The 22,594-nt window shown below is 72.8% G+C and carries 14 protein-coding genes and 1 tRNA gene; 5 read left to right on the forward strand and 10 right to left on the reverse strand.

Annotated features, from left to right (window positions below; translation table 11 throughout):
* Window positions 1-20: 20 nt before the first annotated feature.
* From AC3WLN_RS09840 to AC3WLN_RS09860, 5 genes are all read right to left on the reverse strand, one after another.
* On the reverse strand, window positions 21-419 hold the full coding sequence (locus AC3WLN_RS09840) for a type IV pilus modification PilV family protein (protein ID WP_492480824.1): 399 nt from the start codon (window positions 417-419) through the stop codon (window positions 21-23).
* Window positions 416-865: a GspH/FimT family pseudopilin gene (locus AC3WLN_RS09845; RefSeq protein WP_492480825.1), complete on the reverse strand. Its 450-nt coding sequence runs from the start codon at window positions 863-865 to the stop codon at window positions 416-418. The genes AC3WLN_RS09840 and AC3WLN_RS09845 overlap by 4 nt, the downstream gene beginning before the upstream one ends.
* The gene (gene gspG, locus AC3WLN_RS09850; protein ID WP_492480826.1) at window positions 865-1,305 is read right to left on the reverse strand and encodes a type II secretion system major pseudopilin GspG; all 441 of its coding nucleotides are present in this window, start codon (window positions 1,303-1,305) and stop codon (window positions 865-867) included. Before gspG ends, AC3WLN_RS09845 begins: the two co-directional genes overlap by 1 nt.
* Window positions 1,306-1,396: 91 nt before the next feature.
* Window positions 1,397-2,611: a type II secretion system F family protein gene (locus tag AC3WLN_RS09855; protein WP_492480827.1), complete on the reverse strand. Its 1,215-nt coding sequence runs from the start codon at window positions 2,609-2,611 to the stop codon at window positions 1,397-1,399.
* On the reverse strand, window positions 2,611-4,365 hold the full coding sequence (locus tag AC3WLN_RS09860; RefSeq protein WP_492480828.1) for a GspE/PulE family protein: 1,755 nt from the start codon (window positions 4,363-4,365) through the stop codon (window positions 2,611-2,613). Before AC3WLN_RS09860 ends, AC3WLN_RS09855 begins: the two co-directional genes overlap by 1 nt.
* 134 nt (window positions 4,366-4,499) lie before the next feature.
* Here AC3WLN_RS09860 and AC3WLN_RS09865 point away from each other — a divergent pair, with 134 nt between their 5' ends.
* The 3 genes from AC3WLN_RS09865 to AC3WLN_RS09875 are packed head-to-tail and all read left to right on the forward strand — an operon-like array spanning window position 4,500 to window position 6,793.
* Entirely contained in the window at window positions 4,500-5,594 is a 1,095-nt protein-coding gene (locus AC3WLN_RS09865; RefSeq protein WP_492480829.1) for a type IV pilus biogenesis protein PilM, read from the forward strand.
* Between the two features lie 30 nt (window positions 5,595-5,624).
* Window positions 5,625-6,170 carry a GspMb/PilO family protein gene (locus AC3WLN_RS09870; RefSeq protein WP_492480830.1) on the forward strand — a complete coding sequence of 182 codons (546 nt, stop codon included), beginning with the start codon at window positions 5,625-5,627 and terminating at the stop codon, window positions 6,168-6,170.
* Window positions 6,167-6,793, forward strand: a complete 627-nt coding sequence (locus tag AC3WLN_RS09875) for a hypothetical protein (RefSeq protein ID WP_492480831.1) — start codon at window positions 6,167-6,169, stop codon at window positions 6,791-6,793. The genes AC3WLN_RS09870 and AC3WLN_RS09875 overlap by 4 nt, the downstream gene beginning before the upstream one ends.
* Before the next feature lie 206 nt (window positions 6,794-6,999).
* On the opposite strand, the gene AC3WLN_RS09880 is transcribed toward AC3WLN_RS09875, so the two are convergent.
* The 5 genes from AC3WLN_RS09880 to AC3WLN_RS09900 form a co-directional block, all read right to left on the reverse strand.
* Window positions 7,000-7,467 carry a response regulator gene (locus AC3WLN_RS09880; protein WP_492480832.1) on the reverse strand — a complete coding sequence of 156 codons (468 nt, stop codon included), beginning with the start codon at window positions 7,465-7,467 and terminating at the stop codon, window positions 7,000-7,002.
* Window positions 7,468-7,756: 289 nt separating this feature from the next.
* Entirely contained in the window at window positions 7,757-10,282 is a 2,526-nt protein-coding gene (gspD, locus tag AC3WLN_RS09885) for a type II secretion system secretin GspD (RefSeq protein WP_492480833.1), read from the reverse strand.
* A 651-nt stretch (window positions 10,283-10,933) separates the two neighbouring features.
* Window positions 10,934-11,194, reverse strand: a complete 261-nt coding sequence (locus tag AC3WLN_RS09890; protein WP_492480834.1) for a hypothetical protein — start codon at window positions 11,192-11,194, stop codon at window positions 10,934-10,936.
* Between the two features lie 335 nt (window positions 11,195-11,529).
* On the reverse strand, window positions 11,530-11,751 hold the full coding sequence (locus AC3WLN_RS09895; protein WP_492480835.1) for a hypothetical protein: 222 nt from the start codon (window positions 11,749-11,751) through the stop codon (window positions 11,530-11,532).
* 157 nt (window positions 11,752-11,908) lie between these two features.
* Window positions 11,909-11,983: transfer RNA gene (locus tag AC3WLN_RS09900), tRNA-Val, on the reverse strand.
* Between the two features lie 457 nt (window positions 11,984-12,440).
* Between AC3WLN_RS09900 and AC3WLN_RS09905 the strand changes: the two genes are divergently transcribed.
* Both AC3WLN_RS09905 and AC3WLN_RS09910 read left to right on the forward strand, forming a co-directional pair.
* Window positions 12,441-14,648: a glycosyltransferase family 2 protein gene (locus tag AC3WLN_RS09905; RefSeq protein ID WP_492480836.1), complete on the forward strand. Its 2,208-nt coding sequence runs from the start codon at window positions 12,441-12,443 to the stop codon at window positions 14,646-14,648.
* 513 nt (window positions 14,649-15,161) lie between these two features.
* Entirely contained in the window at window positions 15,162-22,580 is a 7,419-nt protein-coding gene (locus AC3WLN_RS09910; protein ID WP_492480837.1) for an SDR family NAD(P)-dependent oxidoreductase, read from the forward strand.
* Window positions 22,581-22,594 lie beyond the last annotated feature (14 nt).

Here is a 22,594-nt window from a genome sequence, read left to right on the forward strand (position 1 = left end):
GGGCGAGGGCGGGGGCCGGCTCAGCCACCGTAACCGCTCGCCACCAGGGTGACGTAGACGGGCCGCCCGTCCGGGCCGCCGCGGGTCAGGCGCACCCGCCACAGGGGCGGCAGGCGCGACCAGCCGAGGCCCGGGCCGATCTCGCCGACGCTCAGGGTCCAGGGCTCGCCGTTGGAGAAGGTGCCCCGCTCCAGGCCGGGGCGCAGGCCGGCGGCCACCCGCAGGGCGACGATCCCCTCCGCCTCGTCCGCCGCGATCTCGGCCGCCGCGACCCGGCCGAGGCCCGCGCCGGTGCTGCCGCCGACCTGGAGGGAGAGGACGAGGCCGAGCGCCACCAGGGCGAAGGCCACCAGCACCTCCACCAGGGTGAAGCCCTCCTGACCCGCCCGGCGCGCCTGGCCCTCGGCGCGGGCGCTCACGGCCTGGCCTCCATCCGATGGGCGAGGCCGATCAGGCTGCCGACCACGAGGACCTGGCCGGCGCGTCCGCGCGCCAGGGTAATGCGGCCGCCGCTGGCGCTGCCGTCGGGCCGGAAACGGATCTCGCCCGGCGTATCGTGCTTGCCGCGCGGGACGTCGACCCGCACGGCGGCCTCCACCGTTATCGGCGCCGCGCCGGGGCGGGAACTGAGGAAGCGGTTGGCGGCGGGCTCGAAGGCAAGGCGCGTGGTGCGGCCGGTGCGCAGGGCCTCCCCGCGCAGGAGGTCGATCTCCGCCCGCAGGGTCTCGGCGCTGCGCTCCAGGCGGCGGGCCGGCAGCACGGCGTCGAGGGCGGGACCGGCGGAGATCGCGGCCAGGGCCAGGATCGCCAGCACCGCGAGCATCTCCACGAGGCTGAAGCCGCCCTCCCCGCCGCCGCGCGCCATCAGTTGCTCGACGCGTCGGCGTCCTCGCCGGTGCCGCCGGGCTGGCCGTCGCGGCCGAGGGTGTAGACCTCGAAGGGGGCGCCCGAGAGCCCCGGGCTGCGGTAGAGGTAGGGCCGGCCCCAGGGATCGGTCAGGCCCTTGGCGTCGCGCACGTAGGGGCCCTGCCAGTTGACGCCGCCGGGGGGCGAGACCAGGGCGGCGAGCCCCTGGCGCGGATTGGGATAGCTGCCGGCATCGAGGTAGTAGAGTTCCACCGAGCGGGCGATGTTCTTGGCCTGCACCTTGGCGGCGTCGCCCTTGGCCCGGCCGAGATAGCCGAGCACCTGCGGCGTCACCATGGTGGCGATCATGCCGATGATCGCCAGGACCACGAGCAGTTCGACCAGGGAGAATCCCTCCTCTCCCGGTGCCGCCGGCGCTGCCGTGCGCGTCTCGCTCATGGACCCTCGCCCCCGTCGTCGTTCCGGTGCAACCCTAGGGCGGGCGGGTAAAGATTGCCTTCCCGGCCGGGACCGCCGCTGACCGCGCGCGTCACTGCGCGAGCTCGCCCACGCTCAGGATCGCGCCCATCACCGACATGATCAGGCCGCCGATCACGCCGCCGAGGATCACGGTGACGAGGGGGGTGAGCAGGGCGAGCAGGCGGTCGATGCGCTCCCGGGTCCGGGTCTCGTGCATCTCGGCGGCGTGGATCAGCACCGGGCCGAGGCGGTTCACCTGCTCGCCGCTGGCGATGAGGTTGAGGGTCGAGGGCGCGTGCGGGCGCAGCAGCGCGAGGCCGGAGGCGAGGCTCGCGCCCTCCGTCAGCCGGCGGGCGGCCTGGTCGAGGGCGGCCCGGAACAGGTGGTTGCGCGCCAGGGGCCGGGTCGCCGCCACCGCCTCGGGAATCGGAACCGCCGCGTTCAGGAGGGTGCCCATCACCCGGCAGAGCCGGCCGAGTTCGGCCCCGACCACGATCTCGCGCACCAGCGGCAGCCGCAGGGCCCAGCGGCTGCGCGCCGCCGCGAAGCCGGGATGGTTCCAGCGCCGGGCGAGGAGGAGGGCCAGCAGGGCCGTGCCGGCCAGAAGGTGGGGCCACCAGGCGGCGAGGCCGTCGCCGAGGGCCCCGGCGGCGCGGATCGCGAAGGGCGGCGGCCGGCCGGTGCCCTCGAACATCGGCGCGAGGGCGGGCACGAGGACGCCCACCACCATCGCCACGGTGCCGAGCGCCATCAGCAGCAGCAGGCTCGGATAGACCATGGCCGAGGAGAGGTGGCGCCGCACCGCGTCGCGCCGGGCCAGCGATTCGGTCAGGCTCGCGATGACGTCGACCAGGGTGCCGGTGGCTTCGCCGGCGCGCACCGCATCGACCATGTCGCGCGGGAAGGCCGCCGGATGGGCCGCCATCGCCTTCGAGAGGGAGGCGCCCGCCACCACCCGTTCGAGGAGATCGCCGAGGACGGGCTTCAGCGCCGCCGAGGCCTGGCGCTGTACGAGGCGCAGGGCCTGGTCGACGGTGAGCCCGGCGCCCAGCAGGGTGCCGAACTCCTTGAGGAAGCCGATGCGGGCGCCGTCGTCGACGCGGTCGCGCCCGAACAGGTCGCGCTTCCAGAATGGCACGCCCCCCGCCGCGGCGGGCGCGATGGAAAAGACCCGCAGGCCGTCGGCGCGCAGGTCCGCCACCGCCCGTTCGCGCCCCCGCGCCTCGATCCGCCCGGTGCGCACCCGCCCGGCCGGGTCGTAGGCCCGGTAGCTGAAGGCCGGCATCAGACCCGGTCCTTGAAGATCTGCCCCTCGAACACCCGGCCGATCTCCTCGAGGGTGGTCTCGCCGGCCAGCACCCTGGCCCGGGCGGTCTCGGCCAGGGTCGCCATGCCGGCGGCCCGGGCGCGGGCCGTGAGGGCGCCCTCGTCGGCCCCGGCGCAGATCAGGGCGCGCAGCTCCGCGTCGAGGGTCATCACCTCGGAGACGACGCTGCGCCCGCGATAGCCCGAGCCGTTGCAGGCCGGGCAGCCGCAGGCCCGGCGCAGGCGCAGGGGCGGGCCCTCGGCCGGGTGGCCGAGGCGGATACGCTCCTGCGGGGTCGCGGCATCCTCGGTGGCGCAGGCGGCGCAGACCCGACGCACCAGGCGCTGGGCGACGACGCCGTTCAGGGTCGCGGCGATGAGGAAGGGCTCGACGCCCATGTCGACGAGGCGCGTCACCGTGGCGGGGGCCGAGTTGGTGTGCAGGGTCGAGATCACGAGGTGGCCGGTGAGCGAGGCCTGGACGGCGATGCGGGCGGTCTCGGCGTCGCGGATCTCGCCGACCATGACCACGTCCGGGTCCTGGCGCAGGATCGAGCGCAGGGCGGCGGCGAAGTCGAGCCCGATGCCCGGATGGGCCTGGACCTGGTTCACCCCCGGCATCCGGTACTCCACCGGGTCCTCGACGGTGACGACCTTGAGATGGCTGCCGTTGATCCGCCGCAGGGCGGCGTAGAGGGTCGTGGTCTTGCCGCTGCCGGTGGGGCCGGTGACGAGGACGAGGCCGTTGGGCCGGCGCGTCATCGCGTCGATCTCGGCGATGGCGGCCCCGTCGAAGCCGAGCCCGGCAAAGTCCTCCACCCGGCGCGAGCCGTCGAGGACGCGCATCACCACGCTCTCGCCGTGGGCGGTGGGCAGGGTCGAGATGCGCAGGTCGATGTCGTGGCCGCGGTCGGCCACCTGCATGCGCCCGTCCTGGGGCAGGCGCCGCTCGGCGATGTTGAGGCCGGCCAGGATCTTGATGCGGGTGGTCAGCGCGAGCTGGACCGACTTCGCCAGGCGCTCGGATTCCACCAGGACCCCGTCGACCCGGTAGCGCACCCGGACATCCGCCTCCTCGGCCTCGATGTGGATGTCCGAGGCCGAGAGCTCGAAGGCCTTGCGCACCAGCCGCGCGGCGAGGCGCACGATCGGGGCCTGGCTCGCCACGTCCTGCAGCCGGGCGAGGTCGCCGTCGAGGACCGCGCCGTCGGCGTCCTCCGCCTCGCCGTCGCCGTAGACGGCCCGGTGCGCCCGCTCGAAGGCGCCGGGGCCGACGAGGCGCAGCGCGATCCGCCGGTCGGTGAGGTGGGCGAGCGCGGCCGGCGTCTCGGCGTCGAAGGGGTCGACCACCGCGACCGCGAGGTCCCCGTCCCGGTCGGACAGGGGCAGGATGCGCGCCCGGGCGGCGTAGTCCCCGTCGATGACATCGGGCCGCACGGGCTGGGCCGGGACCTCGTCCTCGCGCAGGATGCCGAGGCCGGTGGCGTCGGCCAGCGCCGTCACCAGGGTGGCCTCGTGCAGGAGGCCGCTCTCGGTCAGCAGCACCGGCAGGGGCCGGCGGCCCGGCCGGTCGAGGGCGGCCAGCGCCTGGTCGAGGCCGGCGGCGTCGAGGGCCTGGGTCCGCACCAGGTAGTCGAGGAAGTCGCGGGCGGCGTCGGTGCCGTCGCGGCCCGGGGCGCGGCGGTCGGGCCGCGGCTGGCGCGGACGGCTCTTGGCGGCCCAGATCGAGAGCATGCGGGAGGTCCGGTTCCACGGCAGGTTGAGGCGGGCGGCCGGCGACCCGCGCGACTTAAGGCAAATGAAACCACCGCAACGGTAAAGATTGCGTCTCGCCGCCCCGCCCCGCGCGGCCGATTCCGGAGGCTCCGTTGAGCGGATACGTCGCCGGCCTGGCCGAGGCCGGGCAGAGGATCGAGGCGGCCCTGGCCTGGTGGGCCGCGGAACTCGGTGGCGTGGTGGGGGCCGAGGCCAGCCCCGCGCCGGCCCGCAGCGACCTCGCCCTGCATCTCGGACCCCCCGGCGCGGACCAGGACCTCGTCCTGATCGACCGGCGCAGCGCGCCGCCCCGGCGCTACACCCTGGCCGCCGGGAGCGACGACCTGTCCGAGCGCCTCGCGGCGATCCGGGGCACCGGGCGGAAAGCCGTCTCGGTCGCCGTCCTGGTCGATCCGGCCGCCTGCTTCCTGCGCAGCCTGCACCTGCCGGCCGCCGCCCTGCCCCGGATGCGGGAGGTGCTGGCCCAGGAACTCGAGGCGGCGACGCCGTTCCGGGTGGCGGGCATCCATGCCGACTGGTTCGTCGAGGGCGAGGACGAGACCGGCCTGCGGGTGCGCCACGTCGTGCTCAAGCGCGCCCGCCTCGACCCGATCCTGGCCGTGCTGGCCCGGGCCGGGCTGCAGGTCGAGGCCGTCGGCGTCGGCCCGTCCGAGGACCGGGCGCTGCCGGTGGACCTCCTCAGCGGCGGCCGCCGCCCGATCCCGCGCCTGCTGCGGGGCCTGACCTGGGGCGACGGCGCCGCCCTCGCCCTGGCGGGCCTCCTCGCGCTCGCGGCCTTCGGGCTCTGGCGCGCGCACCAGGAGGCGACCCTCGGCGCCCTGGAGACCGCCACCTTCGCGGCGCGCCGGTCCGCCCCGCCGCGGCTCGCGCCGCCGGTCCAAGCCCTGGCCGGCGCGCTGGCGGCGGAGCGCGCGGCCCGCCCGCCGCTCGCCCTCCTCTGGTCCGCCCTGGCCGGAGCCCTGCCGGCGGGCGCCTTCGCCGAGACCCTGCATCTCGGGCCGGAGGGCGCGAGCGCGACCCTGCGGACCTCCGACCTCGACGGCACCCTGCGGGCCCTGCGGACCGCGCCCGGCCTCGGCCCCGTGGCCGTGCGCGAGCAGGACGCCGCGACCGGGCGCCTCGTCATCGGTCTGCTGACGCGCCCCTGGACCGACCCCGCCGGCGGCCCGACGCGGCTGCGTCCCTGATGCGGTGCTCCCCATGATCCGGAAACGCCGATGACCCGCGACCTGCCCGGCCTCCTGCGCGGCCGCCTCGGTGCCCTGCTGCTCCTCGGCCTCGCCGCGGCTGCCGGCACCGGGCTCCTGGCGCAGGCCTGGGGCGAGATCCGCGACGCGGGCGAACAGATCGCCGGCAGCCGGGCGCTCCTCGCCCGCACCCGCGCGGCGGCGGACCGGCCGGCCCCGCCCGCGCCCCTCTGGGGGACGGACGAGGCGGCGCTCCTGGCCGCCTTCCGGACCCGGCTCGACGGACTCGCGGCGGACCGCGCCGTCCTCCTCGACGAGACCCGCCTCGAGCGCGACGCCGACCGGCCGACCGCGCCGCGCCTCGCCGCCGCCCTGCGCGGCACCGCGGAGGGCCTGCACGGCCTCCTCCTCGCCCTGGAGACCCAGGCTCCCCTGGCCGTGGTCGAGAGCGCCGACCTGTCGGCCCTGCGCCCGGCCGATCCCGAGACCGGCGGCCCCACGGTGATGCGGCTCTCGCTGGCCCTGCGCGGCGCCCTCGCGGCGGCCCCGGCCGAGGCCGCGGAGGCCCCGCGATGAGCCGCATCCCGGCCTCGGTCCGGACGATCCACCCGGCCTGCCTCGGGCTTCTCGGCCTGACCGGGCTCGCCGGCCTGGCCGCCGGGCTCTGGCCGGTGGACGCTTCCGCGCCGCCGGCGCCGCCCGGCCCGCCGCCCCTCGACCTCGCCGCCCTCGCGGCGGCCGAGACCGGCGCGGCCGTGGCCGCACCCCTGTTCGACCCGGAGCGCCGGCCCTGGACGGCGCGGGGCAGCCGGGCGGATCTCACCGCCGAGGCGTCGCCGCCGACGATGCTGTCGGTGCGGGGCATCCTCATCGAGGCCGGTGCGCGCCGCGCCCTCGTGGCGGACGGCACCGGCGCCCCGGCCTGGCTCGCCCCCGGCGAGGGACAGGGCGCCTGGCGCCTCGTCTCGGTGGACCCCGAGGCGGTGGTGGTGGCGGATGCCGGCCGCCACTACACCCTCGCCTATCTCGGCGCCCCGGTCGCCCTGCGCCCGCCGCCGCGCCATCCGGGACCGGCCGTCCCGGGCCTGCGCCCGAGCCTCGGCCCCGGCGAAGCCCCGCCCCGGCCCGAGGCCGCCCCGGTTCCGCCGCGCGCCGCCGCACCGGTGCGGCGCATCGCGATCGACCCGCCCGGGCGCTGAGCGGACGACGCGCGCGTCGAGACGCAACGGCTGACGGGGTGACGGTGCGGGACGGGGGGTGACCGGCCCCCGGACGTTCGCCGGGAGGCAGACGTCCGGCTGTCGATCCATGGCGGTTCGCGGGCTTCGGGCCTGTCGATCAGGCCCCTGAGCCCGGAGGCGCGACGCCGGCGCGGGTCACCGACGGACCGTCGCGGCGATCGCGGTCAGGTCTTGTCCGGCTCGGTCGAGGGAGCGGCAATGGCGCCGACGCCGTGACCCAGGTCCAATCCCCGATGGGGCGGGACGCCGCTCGGCACGATGGGGGCGGCCGAGGGCTCGTCCCGCACCTGTCCGAGACCCGCCTCCACCTCCTGGAGAAGGTCCGCCAACTTGTACGGCTTGCTGAGCAGGCGCGTCCCCGGCGGCAAGGCGCGCTGAAGGTCGGCCCCGGCTCCGGAGGTGACGATGATGGCGATCCCGGGCCAACGGTGGTGAACGAGGTGGGCGAGGGCAACGCCATCGCCCACGATGCTGCGCCCGGTGATCAGCATCCGCACGTTGGCCGGTCCTCGAAGCACCGCCAGCGCTTCGGCGGCGGTACGGACTTCCAAGGCCTGATAACCAAGATCCGTCAGCATGTCGGCGGTGACCATACTGACGATCGAGTCGGCCTCCGCCAGGAGGATCGCCAAAGGCTTGGTGTCTGACACGAACGTGCTCCGCGAATTCAGGGCGGGAGCACTCTCTACTCTCAGGCACTGGCGGCCGGGACCGAAGCCAGTGATGGTTGTTCGTACTCCGATTCCCGGCCGGGCGCGATGGCAGGGGGGTGTGGCAGCTTGATCCCCATCACGGTCGCCGGTCTGTCTCCACCGGGCGGCCGGGAGGCGGGCCTTCGCCGGGCTCCGCGAAGGGTCGGCCCCTGGCGCCGCGGCAGCCCGGCGAAGGACGCCCGGGCCCTCGCGACGGCCGCGCCCCGGCTCAGTCCATCGCGCGGCGCAAGATGCCCGGCGGCCCATCGGGCGTGGCGGCGAGCGGCCGGGGGGCCGGCACGGGGCGCACCGGCATCATCGCCCGGACCTGCTCGCGAAAATCCTGGCTGATGCGGTCGGCATCCGCGGTGCCGCGGATGACGCGCGGGCGGATGAAGATGATCAGCTCGGTGCGCACCCGACTGTCGACCCGGTTGCGGAAGGCCGGCCCGATCAGCGGCAGGTCGCCCAGCACCGGCAGGCTCTCGTTGGTGATCAGCGCCTTCTCCTGCACCAGGCCGCCGATGGCGAGGCTGTGGCCGTCCTGCACGGCGATGCTGGTGGCCACCCGGCGCTGGCGGATCGTCGGCGAGTTGATCGAGGAGGTGGTGGTCGGCACCACGTCGCTGACCTCCTGGTTGATGTCGAGCACCACGAGGCCGTTCTTGTTCACCCGCGGCGTCACCGAGAGGATGACGCCGGTGTCCTTCATCTCGATCTGGTTGAGGATCGGCGCCCCCGCCGCCAGGGCGCTCTGCCCCGTCTGCTTCACGATCGGCACCTGGTCGCCGACCTGGAGCTTGGCCGTGCGGTTGTCCATCACGGTGAGGTTGGGCGAGGAGATCACGTTCACCCGCGTGACGCCCTGGAGGGCGTTGACCACGACGTTGAAGTCGGTGGCGTTGAGGAGGTAGTTGAAGCCCGGCACGCCCCGGGTGGCGGCCGCCACCAGCCCGGCGGTGCCCCCCGTGGCCATCGCCGCGACGGTGTTCGCGGGCGCGAGGTTGAACTGGCCCTGGCCGCCGTTCTTGAGGAACCACTGCACGCCGAAGCGCAGCTCGTCGTTGAGCGTGACCTCGGCGATGATCGTCTCCAGCAGCACCTGCGTCGGCATCGCGTCGAGGCGGGCGAGGATCTTGAGGATCTTGTCGTACTGGTTGCGGGTGGCCGAGATGACGAGGCTGTTGTTGGCCTCGTCCGGCATGATGCCGATCTGGTCGCGGCGCGGGCCGGCGGTCGCGGCGGCCATCCCGGGCGGCATCGCCCCGGCCCCGTAGGCGCCGGCCTGCATCCCGCCCTGTCCGCCGGGATCGAAGCCGCCCGCCCCCGCGCCGACGCCGAAGCCGGCATCCGCACCCATGCCTCCGGGATTCATGCCTCCGGAATTCATGCCTCCGGAATTCATGCCTCCCGAGCCCAGACCGCCGGACCCCATGCCTCCGGACCCCACGCCTCCGGACCCCATGCCGTAGCCGGCCCCGTTCCCGCCGCCCGCGTTCAGACTCGCCGAGCCCATACCGCCCGAGCCCATGCCCCCCGAGCCCATGCTTCCGGTTCCCATCCCGCCCGCGCCGGGCAGGCCGAACCCGGCGCCGGCCCCCGAACCGCTGGCGTCGCCGAAGCCGCCGGCGCCCGGGCCGAAGGCGCCGCCGCCGCCATAGGCGCCGAAGGTGCTGCTGATCGCGGCGCTCACCCCGGTCTCGGCCGCGACGACGCCCTGCAGGACGATGGCGAGTTCCCGGGCCGAGCGATTCTGGATCCGGTAGACGAAGAGCTGGCGCTCGCGCTCGGCCGCCATGGTTTCCAGGCGGGCGATCCAGGCGCGGGCGCGGTCGAGATAGGCCGCCCGCGCGCTCACCACCAGGATGGCGCCGAGGGCCTCGTTGGGCACGAACCGGATGATGTCGCCGGTGCCGGCGGTCTCGCTGCCGAAGATCTGGACGAGGTCCCGGGCGAGGGCCGCGGGATTGGCGCTGCGCACCGGGATCATCGCCGTGGACATGCCGCTCATCCAGTCGACGTCGAACACCGCGATGGTCTCGCGCAGGGCCTGGATCTGGGCGCGGTCGCCGGACAGGATCAGCATGTTGCGGGTCTTGTCCGCCCGCAGGATCACGTCGCGGGGCGCCACGGCGGAGAGGATCGCCTGCATCTCCGCGGCGGAGATCCAGCGCAGGGGAATCGCCTGGGCCCGGGCGCCGGGCTCCCCGGCGAGGTCCGGCACGCTGCGGACCGGCAGGATGCCGGGCGGGCCGCCGCTGGGCACGATCTCCACCGTGGCGCCGCGCCGGCGCAGGGCGGCGCCCCGGGCCGCGAGGGCGGATTCGAACATCGCCAGCAGGGTCTCGCGCCGCACGGCGCCGGCGGTCTGCAGGGTCACGGTGCCGGTGACGCGCTCGTCGATCGTGTAGTTCCAGCGCAGGGTCTGGGCGAGCACCGCCTGGGCCGCCACCGGGATCGGCACCTCGACGAGGTTGAGGCTGACCGGGCCGCCGGGCAGCGGACCGGCGACCACCGCCTCGCCGCCGATGAAGCGGTCGCTGCCGCGCTGGACCAGCGGGGCGCTCCGCGCCGACGGAGCGGCCGCGAGGGCATCGGGCGGGACCACGCCGGATTCCGGGCGCCCGGAATCCGAGAACACGAGGCCGGCATCGGCCGCCCGGGCGCCGGTCCCGGCCACCGCCTCGGCCAGGAGGCCGAGCACGAGGCCGATCCGGAGGGCCTGGCGTCCCAAAAGATGTGCCGGTGTCGCCATGTCCCCCGGCGCCTGAAAGTCTGGAAGGTCCGTATCGGGAGCAGGATTAATGGATTTATGGTTAAAGTTTAATTAATCGACTGCATCTCCGTCTTGATAAAGATGTTCTGCAAATCAATCTGTCGATGGATCGTCATCGTGGTGGCGTCTCATGTAGAGATCCGCGCATCGCACCGATGTTGTTCGGGCGTCGATGCGAACTGATGCGGATCTGTGCCGGACGAAAGCTCCCGTCGTCTGCCGCCGCTCAGGGCTGGCCCCGATTTCGGCTGCCCGCATCGCGACGACAACGGTCGAGGGCCTCTGCCTCAGGCGTCGAGGGGTCGGCGCGACGACCAAGCCTTCGCCGGCGCGGCATGTCAGGGGCGACGGTCGCGAGCCACGGCGATTCGCCGGTCCACACGTGCGGCGCTCCCGCGGACGAGGAAGAGATAGAACCCCGCGAACAGCAGGGGGATGGCGGGCGGGCCGATGAGGGCCAGGGCGCCTGTCCCGGCGTAACCGTTCGGCAAGGCAACGGCTATCGCGGCGGTGGTCACCTCTCGGTCATGCCGGCCGCCTATTCGGCCCGCTCGTTCAAACGCATGGCGGCATAGCCCATCCCGATCACGACGAGAGGGAGCACGACGTAGGCGTAGACCCACAGACCTGTCATTTGAGCCTCCTCAACGTGCGACGCGCCATCCAGTGGAGCGAACCGGACGCTGCCAACCAGAGCGCGCTCCCGAGCACAAGGGTAACACCGTGCGCGCCCGATGTCGTCGCCCCGACTCCATATAGGGTGGCGACGATCGGGCCAAAGACCCCGACCGTCAGGCAGGCTGTGGAGGCGCGATCCAGCGCGTTCGCCACGAGCTTGGTGCTCTCGTTCGCGATCAGTTTCTTGCGTTGTTCAAGCTCATCAGATGCCAAGCCGTGGCTCCTTTCTGTGGCGAGAACCCCCACCATGGGTCTCCTGTAGGAAGGACGTTGCGGCTATCTGTTTTTACGCCTGCGAGACATCTCGACATCTCGGCGAGAAACGCCAGAGCTTAAGCTCTCAATGTCTTCGGCCATCTCTTGATCGGACGCCGCTCAGAAGTCCTCCGGCAGCTTCGCAAGACTTTTCGCGAAATTCTGGTGAACGGCCGGCTCTTCACGATCGACGAAAGCCGGGTGAAGGACAAGGAGACCAAGCTGCGGGTCCTCTCGTACAAACGCGCGTGCTACGCGACACTCTTCAGGCACCTCTACGGCCGAGGCTGGGATCACAGGGGGCAGCCGCAGGGCGAACCCATGTCCGGCGAGCCTCGCACGGAGGAGCCAATCCAGGTCCGCCGCATCCGCATCTCGTCGTGCAGCAGCGATGCCTCGTCTGCAAATGCCGCGAACTTGGTTCGACGCAGCACCCAAGCGCGAAATGCCGGATCGGCGATCAGGCTCTCTGCGAACGGTTGCGCGTAGGTCAGTTCGAGCGATCCGTATGACATTGAGGGCTCGTGCTACTGTCGCGCATCGCAATCGAGGATCTGTCGATCGTCGCGCGTTGTCGATGCCGGCGGGTCGTCGAGGTATCCGCACACCTCGGAAACGACGAAGGCGGCCCGAGGGCCGCCTTTCGTGAACCATTCATCCCGTTAGGAAAAATGGTGGGCGCGACAGGGATCGAACCTGTGACCCCTACCATGTCAAGGTAGTGCTCTCCCGCTGAGCTACGCGCCCTCACCGGGGCCGCTCGGCCGCCGGTGGAGGGGGCTATAGCCTGGGGTTTTGAGGGGCGCAAGGGCTCTCATGCGGCGAATATGCGGCCGCGTCCCGGGCGGCCGCCGGTTCGTGCGTCGGCGCTGCGCGGGCGTTCGAAATGCGCTAAGGCCCCCCTGGCCCGGTGGGGTGGCGACACGCGACAATCCGGTCGGCCGTCCCGCGCGACCGGGCGACGGGGCAGCGGGCGGGGCATGCGGGTCATCGACGGGCGCGATCGGGACACGGGCCGACGGGGGCGGGGCGATCCGGCCCGGCCCGGGCGGTCCGACCGTGTCGCCCCGGGACCGGTGCGCGCCTTCGCCGGACCCCGGCCGGAGCCGATCCGCCTCGGCCCCGGGATGCGCGCCCGCCCCAGCGGGGATTCGGTGCGCCCGGATCATGGGCGCAAGAATGGGCGCAGGAGTGGGCGCAAGAGATGGAACGCCTGACCATGTCCGCGCCGCCGCTCACGGCCCTCCTCCCCCGTCTGCGCGGGCGCGGCACCCGCACGGGGCCGGCGCGGCGGCCCTTCACGGCCGACGGCCCCGCTCTGGACCTCGACCTCGGGGAGGCCGGGCTCGGCGGCACCTGGGCGACGATCCGCTTCCGGGACGTCGGGAGCGGCGGCGTCTGCCGGCTGGTGCTCAGCGCCCGGTTCGCCGGGCCGGACGGGGCGCCCAGGCTGATGGCCCTGTCCGAGGAGGCGGAGGGCGGGGATCGCTTCGCCTGGACGGGCCGCCTGCCCGAGGGCCTGCTCGCCCTACGGCTGGCCCCCCTCGCCCGCGAGACGCCCTTCCAGCTCGACGGCTTCACGATCCGGCGGGGCCGGCGCCTCGGCCTCGTCGCCCGGGCCCTGCGCCGGAGCCCGGTCCTCGCCGCCCGCGCCGTGTACTGGCGTGCCCTCGGCCTGAAGGTGCGCGGGCGCGCCCTGCTCCTGCGCGCGCTGCACGACCGGGCCGAGACCGGCTACGCGGCCTGGATCGCCCGGTTCGACACCCTGACCGAGGCGGACCGGCGCCGCATCCGCGACGCGGTCGCGGCCTGGACCGATCCGCCGCGGATCTCGGTGGTGATGCCGGTCCACGACCCCGCCCCGCGCGTCCTGGAGGCCGCCATCCGGTCGGTCCGCGCCCAGCTCTATCCGAACTGGGAGCTCTGCATCGTCGACGATGCCTCGACCGATCCGGCGATCCCGCGCCTGCTCGCCCGCCACGCCGGGCAGGACCCGCGCATCCGCGTCCTGCGGCGCCCGGAGAACGGCCACATCGCCCGCGCCACCAACGACGCCCTCGCCCAGGCCGGCGGGGCCTTCGTGGCCTTCCTCGACCACGACGACGTGCTGGCCGAGAGCGCCCTCTACCACGTGGCGGCCGCGATCCGCGCCGCGCCCGACCTCGTGCTGATCTACAGCGACGAGGACAAGATCGACGCCCGCGGGCGCCGCTTCGAGCCGCACTTCAAGTCGGACTTCGACCGCGAGCTGCTCTACGGCCAGAACTACATCAATCACCTGACGGTGATCCGCGCCGAGGCGATCCGGGCCGCCGGCGGCCTGCGTCCCGGCTTCGAGGGCAGCCAGGACCACGATCTCCTGCTGCGGGTCACGGCCCGGCTCGCGCCCGAGCGCATCCGCCACATCCCGCGGGTGCTCTACCACTGGCGCGCGGCCGGCGGCTCGGGGACCTTCTCCGACCGGGCCCTGGAGCGGACCGAGCTGGCCCGGCTGCGCGCCCTGGCGGAGGTCGCCGCGCCCCTGGGGGCGACCGCCACCCGGGGGCCGCTCGGATTCAACCGGCTGGTGCGCCCGGTGCCGGAGCCCGCGCCCCTGGTCTCGGTCATCGTCCCGACCCGGGACCGGGCGGAGCTGCTCGCCGTGGCCCTCGCGGGCGTGCTCGAGGCGACGGACTACCCGGCCGTCGAGGTCATCGTGGTCGACAACGAGAGTCGGGAGGCGCGCACGCGCGACCTCTTCGCGCGCCTCTCGATATACGAGCCGCGCGTCCGCATCCTGCCGGTGCCGGGGGCGTTCAACTTCTCGGACCTCTCCAACCGCGGCGCGGCGGCGGCGCGGGGCACGCTCCTCCTGTTCCTGAACAACGACATCGAAGTGATCGAGCCCGGCTGGCTGCGGGAGATGGTATCCATCGCGCTCACCCCCGATATCGGCGCGGTGGGCGCCAAGCTTCTCTACCCGGACCGCACGCTCCAGCATGGCGGCATCGTGCTTGGTATCGGTGGCGTGGCCGGCCACAGCCATCCCGGCCTGCCCGAAGACGATCCCGGTTACTTCGCCCGGATGGTGCTGACCCAGGAAGTCTCGGCCGTGACCGGCGCCTGCCTGCTCCTCCGGGCGGAGGTTTTCGCGGAGAGCGGCGGCTTCGATGCCGATGGGCTCACGGTCGCCTTCAACGACGTGGATCTCTGTCTGCGGTTGCGCGCCCAAGGTTATCGCAATGTCTGGACGCCCCACGCCCGGTTGATTCACCACGAATCGAAGAGCCGGGGGGCGGAGGATACGCCGGAGAAGCGGGAACGCTTCGAGCGCGAGGTCCGGGTGATGCAGGAACGCTGGGGCGCGGACCTGCGCGCCGATCCCTATTACAACCCGAACCTTTCTCGCGACGCGGCGCGTTACCGCCTCTGATGCTGCGGCGCGGCAGCGCTGCGGCGCACCGCAAAGTCGCCGCAATCCGCCGCTTAATCCCTGCCTCTGGCGATGCGAACGACACCCGTGCCGCCGCGGACCTCTATCTGCCGGCGCTCATCGGCCTCGTTTCGGGGGAACGAGGGTCGTCGGCATCCCCTCGGGCCCTCGATCGAGCCGCTTCCGAAGCAAGGAAGCGACGGGTTTGCTGCAGCGATCCGAGACGGCAATGGAGCCGGATCGGGCCACGATGTCCGAATTGTGACAATTGTTGGAAAATAACTGTTCAAGATCGAGGGATAGTCGCCGGTTGTTTGGGCCAATTGCTCCCTCGTCTTGCCGGGAAGATTGATGAATACGTGCAACAGGGTCGATGTTCCCGATCGGTGACTGCCCTGATTCCAGGTGCTCCGGTTGGACAGTAGCCTGGAGCCATACTAAGGATCGGGCTGGTTGCCGCCGGTGGTGCAAGTCGATCCTGTCCCCCCGTTCAAGAGCGTGTGCGAATCGAACGTGACACAACGTACAGACATCGCGATCATCGGCCGTGCCTGCCGGCTTCCCGGCGCCTCGAGCGTCGACGGGCTCTGGCAGCTTCTCACCGAGGCGCGATGCGCCGTCGGCCGTATCCCGGATGACCGCTGGTCGCTGGAGCGCTTCGGGCACCCGCGCGCTCAGGAGCGGGGCAAGAGCTACACCTGGTCCGCCGGTGTCCTCGACGACATCTGGTCGTTCGACCCGGGCGTCTTCGGCATCTCGCCCCGCGAGGCCGAACAGATGGACCCGCAGCAGCGCCTGCTGCTGGAGCTGACCTGGGAGGCCCTGGAGGATGCGGGGCTGCGTCCCTCGGACGTGGCCGGCACCCAGATCGGCGTCTTCGTCGGCGCCTCCTCCCTCGATTACGGCAACCTGCGCGTCCTCGACACCTCGTCGGGCGATGCCTACGCGGCCACCGGCAACACGCTCTCGATCCTGTCGAACCGCATCTCCTACATCTACGACCTGAAGGGGCCGAGCTTCACCGTCGACACCGCCTGCTCGTCGTCCCTCGTTGCGCTCGACGCCGCCGTGGCGGCGATCTCCAGCGGACGGATCGACACCGCCGTCGTCGCCGGCGTCAACCTCCTGGCGAGCCCCTTCAACTTCATCTGCTTCTCGAACGCGCAGATGCTCTCGCGCACCGGCCTGTGCCAGGCCTTCTCGTCGAGCGCGGACGGCTACGTGCGCTCCGAGGGCGGCGTGGTCCTCGTGCTCAAGTCTGCCAAGGCGGCCCTGCGGGACGGCAGCACCGTGCGCGGCGTCATCGCGGCGAGCGGGGTCAATTCGGACGGTCGCACCACCGGCATCTCCCTGCCCTCGGGCTACGCGCAGGGCGCGCTCCTGGAGCAGGTCTACCGCGAGGCCGAGATCGATCTCGACTCCGTGGTCTTCGTCGAGGCCCACGGCACCGGCACGCCGGTGGGCGACCCGATCGAGGCGAGCGCTATCGGCGGAAAGCTCGGTCGCCCGCGCAAGGCGCCGCTGCCGATCGGGTCGATCAAGAGCAATATCGGCCATACCGAGCCGGTCTCGGGCCTCGCCGGCCTGCTCAAGGCGAGCCTCGCCCTGGAGCACGACCTGTTCCCGACCTCGCTGCACGCGGCCGAACTGAACCCCGAGATCCCCTTCCGGGAACTCAACCTGTCGGTGACGAACAAGCCCCTGCCGCTCACCCGCGACGGCAAGGCGCGCTTCGCCGGCGTGAACTCCTTCGGGTTCGGCGGCACCAACGCGCACGTCGTTCTGACGGACGGGCCGCCGGTCGGTGCCGCCGGTGCCTCCAAGGCGACCCGCGCGCCGGAGGTGCTGCTGCTTTCGGCCCAGAGCCGGGCCGCCCTCAACGAACTCGCCCTCGACTATGCCGAGCGCTTCGACGGCGCGGACAAGGCCCAAGCCGCCCGGATCGCGGCCGCTGCCGCCCATCGCCGCGAGCGCCTGTCCTCCCGTCTGGCCGTGCCCCTGGAGGCCGATCTGCCGGCGGTGCTGCGCGCCGTCGGCGAGGCCGAGGATGCGCCCGAGGCCCTTCTCGGCACGGCCGTGGATCGCGCGGCGGAGGTGGCCTTCGTCTATTCCGGCAACGGCAGCCAGTGGGCCGGCATGGGCCGCGAGGCCTATGACGAGAACGCCGCCTTCCGCGAGGCCTTCGACCGCATCGACGGCCTGTTCCACGCCCTGTCCGGCTGGTCGCTGAAGGAGGCTCTGTTCGCCGAGGATCTGGAGGAGCGCCTCGCCCTCACGCGGGTGTCGCAGCCCCTCATCTTCGCCATCTCCAGTGCCTCGACCACGGCCCTGCGGGCCCGTGGCCTGAAGCCGAGCTACGTCCTCGGCCACAGCGTCGGCGAGATCGCCGCGGCGGAAGCCGCCGGCATCCTCAGCCTCGAACAGGCCGTGAAGGTCATCTTCTACCGCAGCAAGCACCAGGAGACGACGCGCGGCTTCGGCACGATGGCGGTGCTGCTGGCGCCCGCCGACGAGATCGAACTGTTCCTCAAGGATTACCCGAGCCTCGATATCGCGGCCTACAACAGCCCGAAGGCCATCACGGTGGCGGGCCCGGTGGACGACATCGACGCCGCGATGAAGGCGCTGGCGCGCAAGCGCCGCCGCGGCCGCAAGCTCGACCTCGAATACCCCTTCCACGGGCGGCTGATGAACCCGACCGAGAAGCCGCTGCTGCGGGATCTCGCCGGGTTGAAGCCGCATCCCGCGACGACCCCGATGGTGTCGACCGTCACCGGCAAGGTGCTGGCCGGCGACCAGTTCGGGGCCGGCTACTGGTGGCGCAACATCCGCGAGCCGGTGCGCTTCTGCGAAGCCGTGCAGGAGGCCACCCGCCAGGGGGCCCGCGTGTTCATCGAGGTCGGGCCCCGCGCCACCCTGCTGTCGCATATCGGCGACGCCATCGAGCCCCTCGGCATCGAGAACGCCACCATCGGCGTCCTGCACCGCAAGCCGGCCGGCGGCGATCCGATCGCCCGCACCGTCGCGGCCGCCCTCGTCCAGGGTGCCGCCGTCGACGAGGCCACGGTGTTCGGCGAGAACCCGGTCGGCGACGTCTCGCTGCCGCTCTATCCCTGGCAGCGGCGGACCTTCCGCCTCGCCGAGACCACCGAGGGCGTCGGTGCGGCCACCCCCCGCCCCTACCATCCGCTCTACGGGTCCCGCGTCGCACCGGACGGTCTCGAATGGCACGGCCATGTCGATATCGCGACGGTGCCGGAGCTCGACGATCACCGCATCGACGGCCAGGCGATCCTGCCCGGCGCGGCCTTCATCGAGATGGCGCTCGGCGTCGCCCGTGAGGCGATGAAGACCGACAGCGTGGTGCTGGCCGAGTTCGAGATCCAGTCGCCGATGGTGTTCGGCGAGGAATCCCTGCGCGAGGTCGCGGTGCGCGTCGCCGGTTCCGGCAATGCCATCCAGATCCTCAGCCGGCCGCGCCTGACCCAGGCCGCCTGGCAGCTTCATGCGGCGGCCAAGATCATCGACGGCAGCTTCCCGGCGCCCGCGCCGGTGGACATGCACGTTCCCGCCGAGCACGCGGTGGCGGGCGAGGGGCTCTACCGCCTGGCCGCCGCTTCCGGCCTCGGCTTCGGTCCGAGCTTCCGCCAGGTCGCCGTGAGTGCGCGCCTCGACGAGACCACCATCGTCTCCGAACTGCTGCCGGCCGAAGCCGACGCCCGCTTCGGGCTCGTGCCCGCGCGCCTCGATTCCTGCTTCCACGGGCTCATCCTCCTCTTCGCCGGGCTGATGGGCGAGGGTTCGACCAAGGCCTACGTCCCCGTCCGCTTCGGCGAGATCCGCCTCGTGAAGCCCGGCGCCGTCATCGCCCGGGCGATGATCCGGACCCGGCGCGCCAACGAGCGCAGCATCCTGGCCGACTTCACCCTGGTGGATGCCGAGGGCGAGGTCATCGCCACCCTGCGCGAGGGCCGCTTCCAGGCTCTGCGCGCCAAGAACGGCAGCGATCTCGCGGCCTATGCCATCGGGCAGCGGCCGGAACTCGCCACCGAGCCCACCGCCATCGCGATGGAGCGTGGAAAGCGCGTCGCGGACGCGATCCGTCCGGCCTGTAAGGCCGCCGTCGCCCCGGCCGAGGCCCCCCTGGCACCGGGACACCTTCTTCTCGAGGGCTGGGCGACCTCGATGGCCTACCGCCTCGCGGAAGGCCTGCAGCGGTCCGGCACCGTGGCGATCGACGAGCGGGTGCCGGAGGCGATGCGTCCCTGGCTCCTCAACGCCCTCTACGCCCTGGAGAGCAGCGACCTCGCCACCCTCGACGGCGAGCGCTGGACGCTGCGCAAGGACGTGTCCCTGCCGGCGCCCGACGAGATCATGCGCTGGATCGCCGCCGACCATCCCGAGCTCTCGGCCGAACTCGTGCTCACCGCCGACATCGGCGCGGTGGTCGGGCGGCTGCTCTCGGGCGACCTCACCGAGGCCCCCACCCTCTCGCAGAATGCCCTCGACGCCTTCATCCTGCGCAGCGCGACCGCGCGCGCTTCCGCCGACGTGATCGCCGACCTCGCCGAGGCCGGCCGGACTGCCCTGCCCCGCGACCGCGCCCTGCGGGTGCTCCAGGTCGGCTTCGGTCCGCTCGCGGCCCAGGCCGCCGCCTTCGCCGACGGGATCGAGGCGCAGCTCACGGTCTACGAGACCGACCGCCGCCTGGCGGAACGTGCACGGCTCGCCCTGCCGCGCGGCGTCACCGTGATCGAGGATACGGCCGATCTGACGCCCGGCAGCTTCGACGCGATCCTGGCGAGCAACGTCCTGCACCGCTCCGAGCGGGCGCTCCTCGGCAAGGTCGCCGATGCGCTGGCCACGGGCGGCTTCCTGGTCGCCGTCGAGCCCGGCGCCTCGCTGTTCCGCGACCTCGTCTTCGGCCTGACCCCGGACTGGTTCGAGGCCGGCGCCGACATGCCGGTGGGCCGCCTCGACGACATCACCGGCTGGCAACGCGCCCTGAGCGACACGGGCCTGGTGCGCGTGGCGGTCGATCGCGCGGTCTCGGCCAATGGCGACGACCTCCTGTTCATCGCCGAGGCTCCGGTCCGCGCGAGACCGGCCCCGGGTCAGACCTTCGCCTTCGTCATCGGCTCGCACGATGCCTTCGCGGCCGAGACCGCGTCCTCGCTGGCGACCTTGCTGGTCGCGAGCGGCGTCCACGTCTCGATCATCCTCGATTCCGAGCAGTCCCTGCTCGAACTGGAGCGGGAGACGCCGGACACGGTCGTGTTCCTCGCCGGCGCCTTCAACCATTCCGGCGCGGCGGCCGATCGCCTGCGCGAGCGCTGTCTCAGCCTGAAGCGCTGCGTCGAGCATCTCGGCAGCCGCCAGACCCGGCTCTGGGTCGTCTGCCCCGGCGCGACCCGCGATGCCGGCGACCCGACCGGGTCGGTGGAGGCCGGCGTCTGGGCCTTCAGCCGGACGCTCGCCAACGAGGTGGCGAACCTCGACGTGCGCCGGATCGATCTCGCCGAAGATCTGTCCACCAAGGCCGCCGCGGAGCGCCTGCGCGACCTCATCCTCTCGGGCACGCTCGAGACCGAGATCATCCTCGACGCCGACCGCACCCGGGTGATCCGGTTCTCGCCGGGTCAGCTCTCCCGCCGTCCCGGCGCCGACGCCGTTCCGGCCCCTGCCGCGCGCCTCGAGCGCAGCAACACCGGCGGTCTCAACGAGATGGCCTGGGGACCGGCGACGCGCCGGGCGCCGGGTCGCGGCGAGGTCGAGATCGCGGTGGAGGCCACCGGTCTCAACTTCCGCGATGTCCTCTGGGCCCTGTCGATGCTGCCGGAGGAGATCCTCGAGGACGGCTTCGCCGGACCCCGCCTCGGCCTCGAAGTCGCCGGTCGGGTCCTCTCCGTCGGCAAGGGCGTCGAGGCCTTCAAGCCCGGCGACCGGGTCGTCGCCTTCGCGCAGTCGGGCTTCGCGACCCACATCGTCGTGCCCGAGCTCGTCGTGGCCCCGAGCCCGCCCGGCCTCGATCCGCAGGCCGCCGCCACCGTGCCGGTCGCCTTCCTCACCGCCTATTACGGTCTCGTCAGCTGTGCCCGCCTGCGCCGCGGCGAATGGGTGCTGGTCCATGGCGGTGCCGGCGGCGTCGGCCTCGCCGCCCTGCAGATCGCCAAGCTCAAGGGGGCGCGCGTCATCGCCACCGCGGGGTCGCGGGAGAAGCGCGCCCTCGTCAAGGCGCTGGGTGCCGAGCACGTGCTCGACTCGCGCTCCCTCGCCTTCGTGGACGATGTCCGCCGGATCACCGGCGACGGCGTCGGCGTGGTGCTCAACAGCCTGTTCGGCGAGGCGATGGAGCGCAGCCTCAACGTCCTCAAGCCGTTCGGCCGCTTCATCGAGTTGGGCAAGCGCGACTACGTCGCCAACACCCATATCGGCCTTCGCCCCTTCCGCCGGAACCTGTCCTACTTCGGCGTCGACCTCGACCAGGTCCTCCAGCACCAGGGCGAGGACGGAGCCCGGCTGTTCCGGGAGGTGATGTCCCTGTTCAAGGAGGGTGGCCTGAAGCCCCTGCCCTTCCAGCCGTTCACGGCGGACGAAGTCTCGGACGCCTTCCGGCTGATGCAGCAATCCGGGCATGTGGGGAAGATCGTCATCGCGCCGCCCAAGCCCGGCAGCGTGATGCAGGCCGAGACCTCCGCCTTCACGATCTCGTCCGAGGGCGTCCACCTCGTCACCGGCGGCCTCGGCGGCTTCGGCATCGAGGCGGCCCGCTGGCTCGCCGACCGGGGCGCGAAGCACATCGTCCTCGTCGGCCGCAACGGGGCCGCGAGCCCCGAGGCGAAGCAGGTGGTGGCCGATCTCGGCGCCCGCGGCGTCAACGTCGCCGCGATGGCCTGCGACATCACCAGCCGCAAGGCGGTGGACGCGCTGCTGACCGAGGTGGAGCGCAAGGGCCGGTCCCTGGCCGGTGTGATCCACGGGGCGATGGTGCTGCAGGACGGCCTCATCGCCAACATCGATGCCGCCGCCCTCGACACGGTCATCCGCCCGAAGGTCATCGGTGCCGAGCACCTCGATGCGGCGACGCGCGGGCGCACGCTCGACTACTTCGTGATGTTCTCCTCGGCCACGACCTTCATCGGCAATCCCGGCCAGGGCGCCTACGTCGCCGCGAACGGCTTCATGGAAGGCCTCGCCCGGCGTCGCCGCAAGCTCGGCCTGCCGGCTTTGGCCGTCGCCTGGGGCGCGATCGGCGATGTGGGCGTGCTGGCGCGCAACCGGGCGGTGATGGAGACCCTGGCCGGCCGCGTCGGCGTGACCCCGATGGAGGCCCGCCACTGCCTCGACCTCATGGCCGACGCGCTGGAGGGCCAGGGCACGAACCCGGACGACGCCGTGATCGCCATCGCGTCGATGCATTGGGGCAAGGCGCGCGAGCGCCTCGCCACCATGAAGAGCCCGAGCTACGCCGAACTCGGTTCGGACCAGCAGATGGAAGCCGGCACGGTGGCGGCCATCAACATCGGCATGCTGCTGAAGACGCAGGACATCGACACGGTGCGCAAGACGGTGGCGGACGCCATCGTGGAGGACATCGCGCGCATCCTGCGCCTGCCCAAGGACGACATCAGCCGCGTGCGCCATCTCTCCGAGATCGGCCTCGATTCGCTGATGGGCGTGGAGCTCGGCGCCAGCCTGCAGGAGCGCTTCGCCCTCGAGGCGCCGCCCTCCGGCATCTCGTCCGGCCTCACCGTGAACGAACTCACCGAGACCCTGATCCAGTCGATCGCGGCGCCGGTGGACGAAGCCGCGGCGGCCGTGATGAGTCTGGCCCAGCGCCATGCCAGCGAGGGCGTGGACGTGCGCACCCTCGAGCCGTTCCACGCGATGGTCGAAGAGAACAGTCTCGCGATCAAAGAAATCCTTCCGTGAGCCAATTCCCCTTG

It is taken from the genome of Methylobacterium sp. FW306-05-D, from assembly GCF_058782155.1.

Bases quoted from the DNA above. Each gene is read 5' to 3' on its own strand.
- AC3WLN_RS09875 (WP_492480831.1), top strand. From the start codon at position 6,167: ATGAGCCGCATCCCGGCCTCGGTCCGGACGATCCACCCGGCCTGCCTC.
- AC3WLN_RS09845 (WP_492480825.1), bottom strand. From the start codon at position 865: ATGGCGCGCGGCGGCGGGGAGGGCGGCTTCAGCCTCGTGGAGATGCTC.
- AC3WLN_RS09855 (WP_492480827.1), bottom strand. From the start codon at position 2,611: ATGCCGGCCTTCAGCTACCGGGCCTACGACCCGGCCGGGCGGGTGCGC.
- gspG (WP_492480826.1), bottom strand. From the start codon at position 1,305: ATGAGCGAGACGCGCACGGCAGCGCCGGCGGCACCGGGAGAGGAGGGA.
- gspD (WP_492480833.1), bottom strand. From the start codon at position 10,282: ATGGCGACACCGGCACATCTTTTGGGACGCCAGGCCCTCCGGATCGGC.
- AC3WLN_RS09905 (WP_492480836.1), top strand. From the start codon at position 12,441: ATGGAACGCCTGACCATGTCCGCGCCGCCGCTCACGGCCCTCCTCCCC.
- AC3WLN_RS09860 (WP_492480828.1), bottom strand. From the start codon at position 4,365: ATGCTCTCGATCTGGGCCGCCAAGAGCCGTCCGCGCCAGCCGCGGCCC.
- AC3WLN_RS09870 (WP_492480830.1), top strand. From the start codon at position 5,625: ATGACCCGCGACCTGCCCGGCCTCCTGCGCGGCCGCCTCGGTGCCCTG.
- AC3WLN_RS09895 (WP_492480835.1), bottom strand. From the start codon at position 11,751: ATGTCATACGGATCGCTCGAACTGACCTACGCGCAACCGTTCGCAGAG.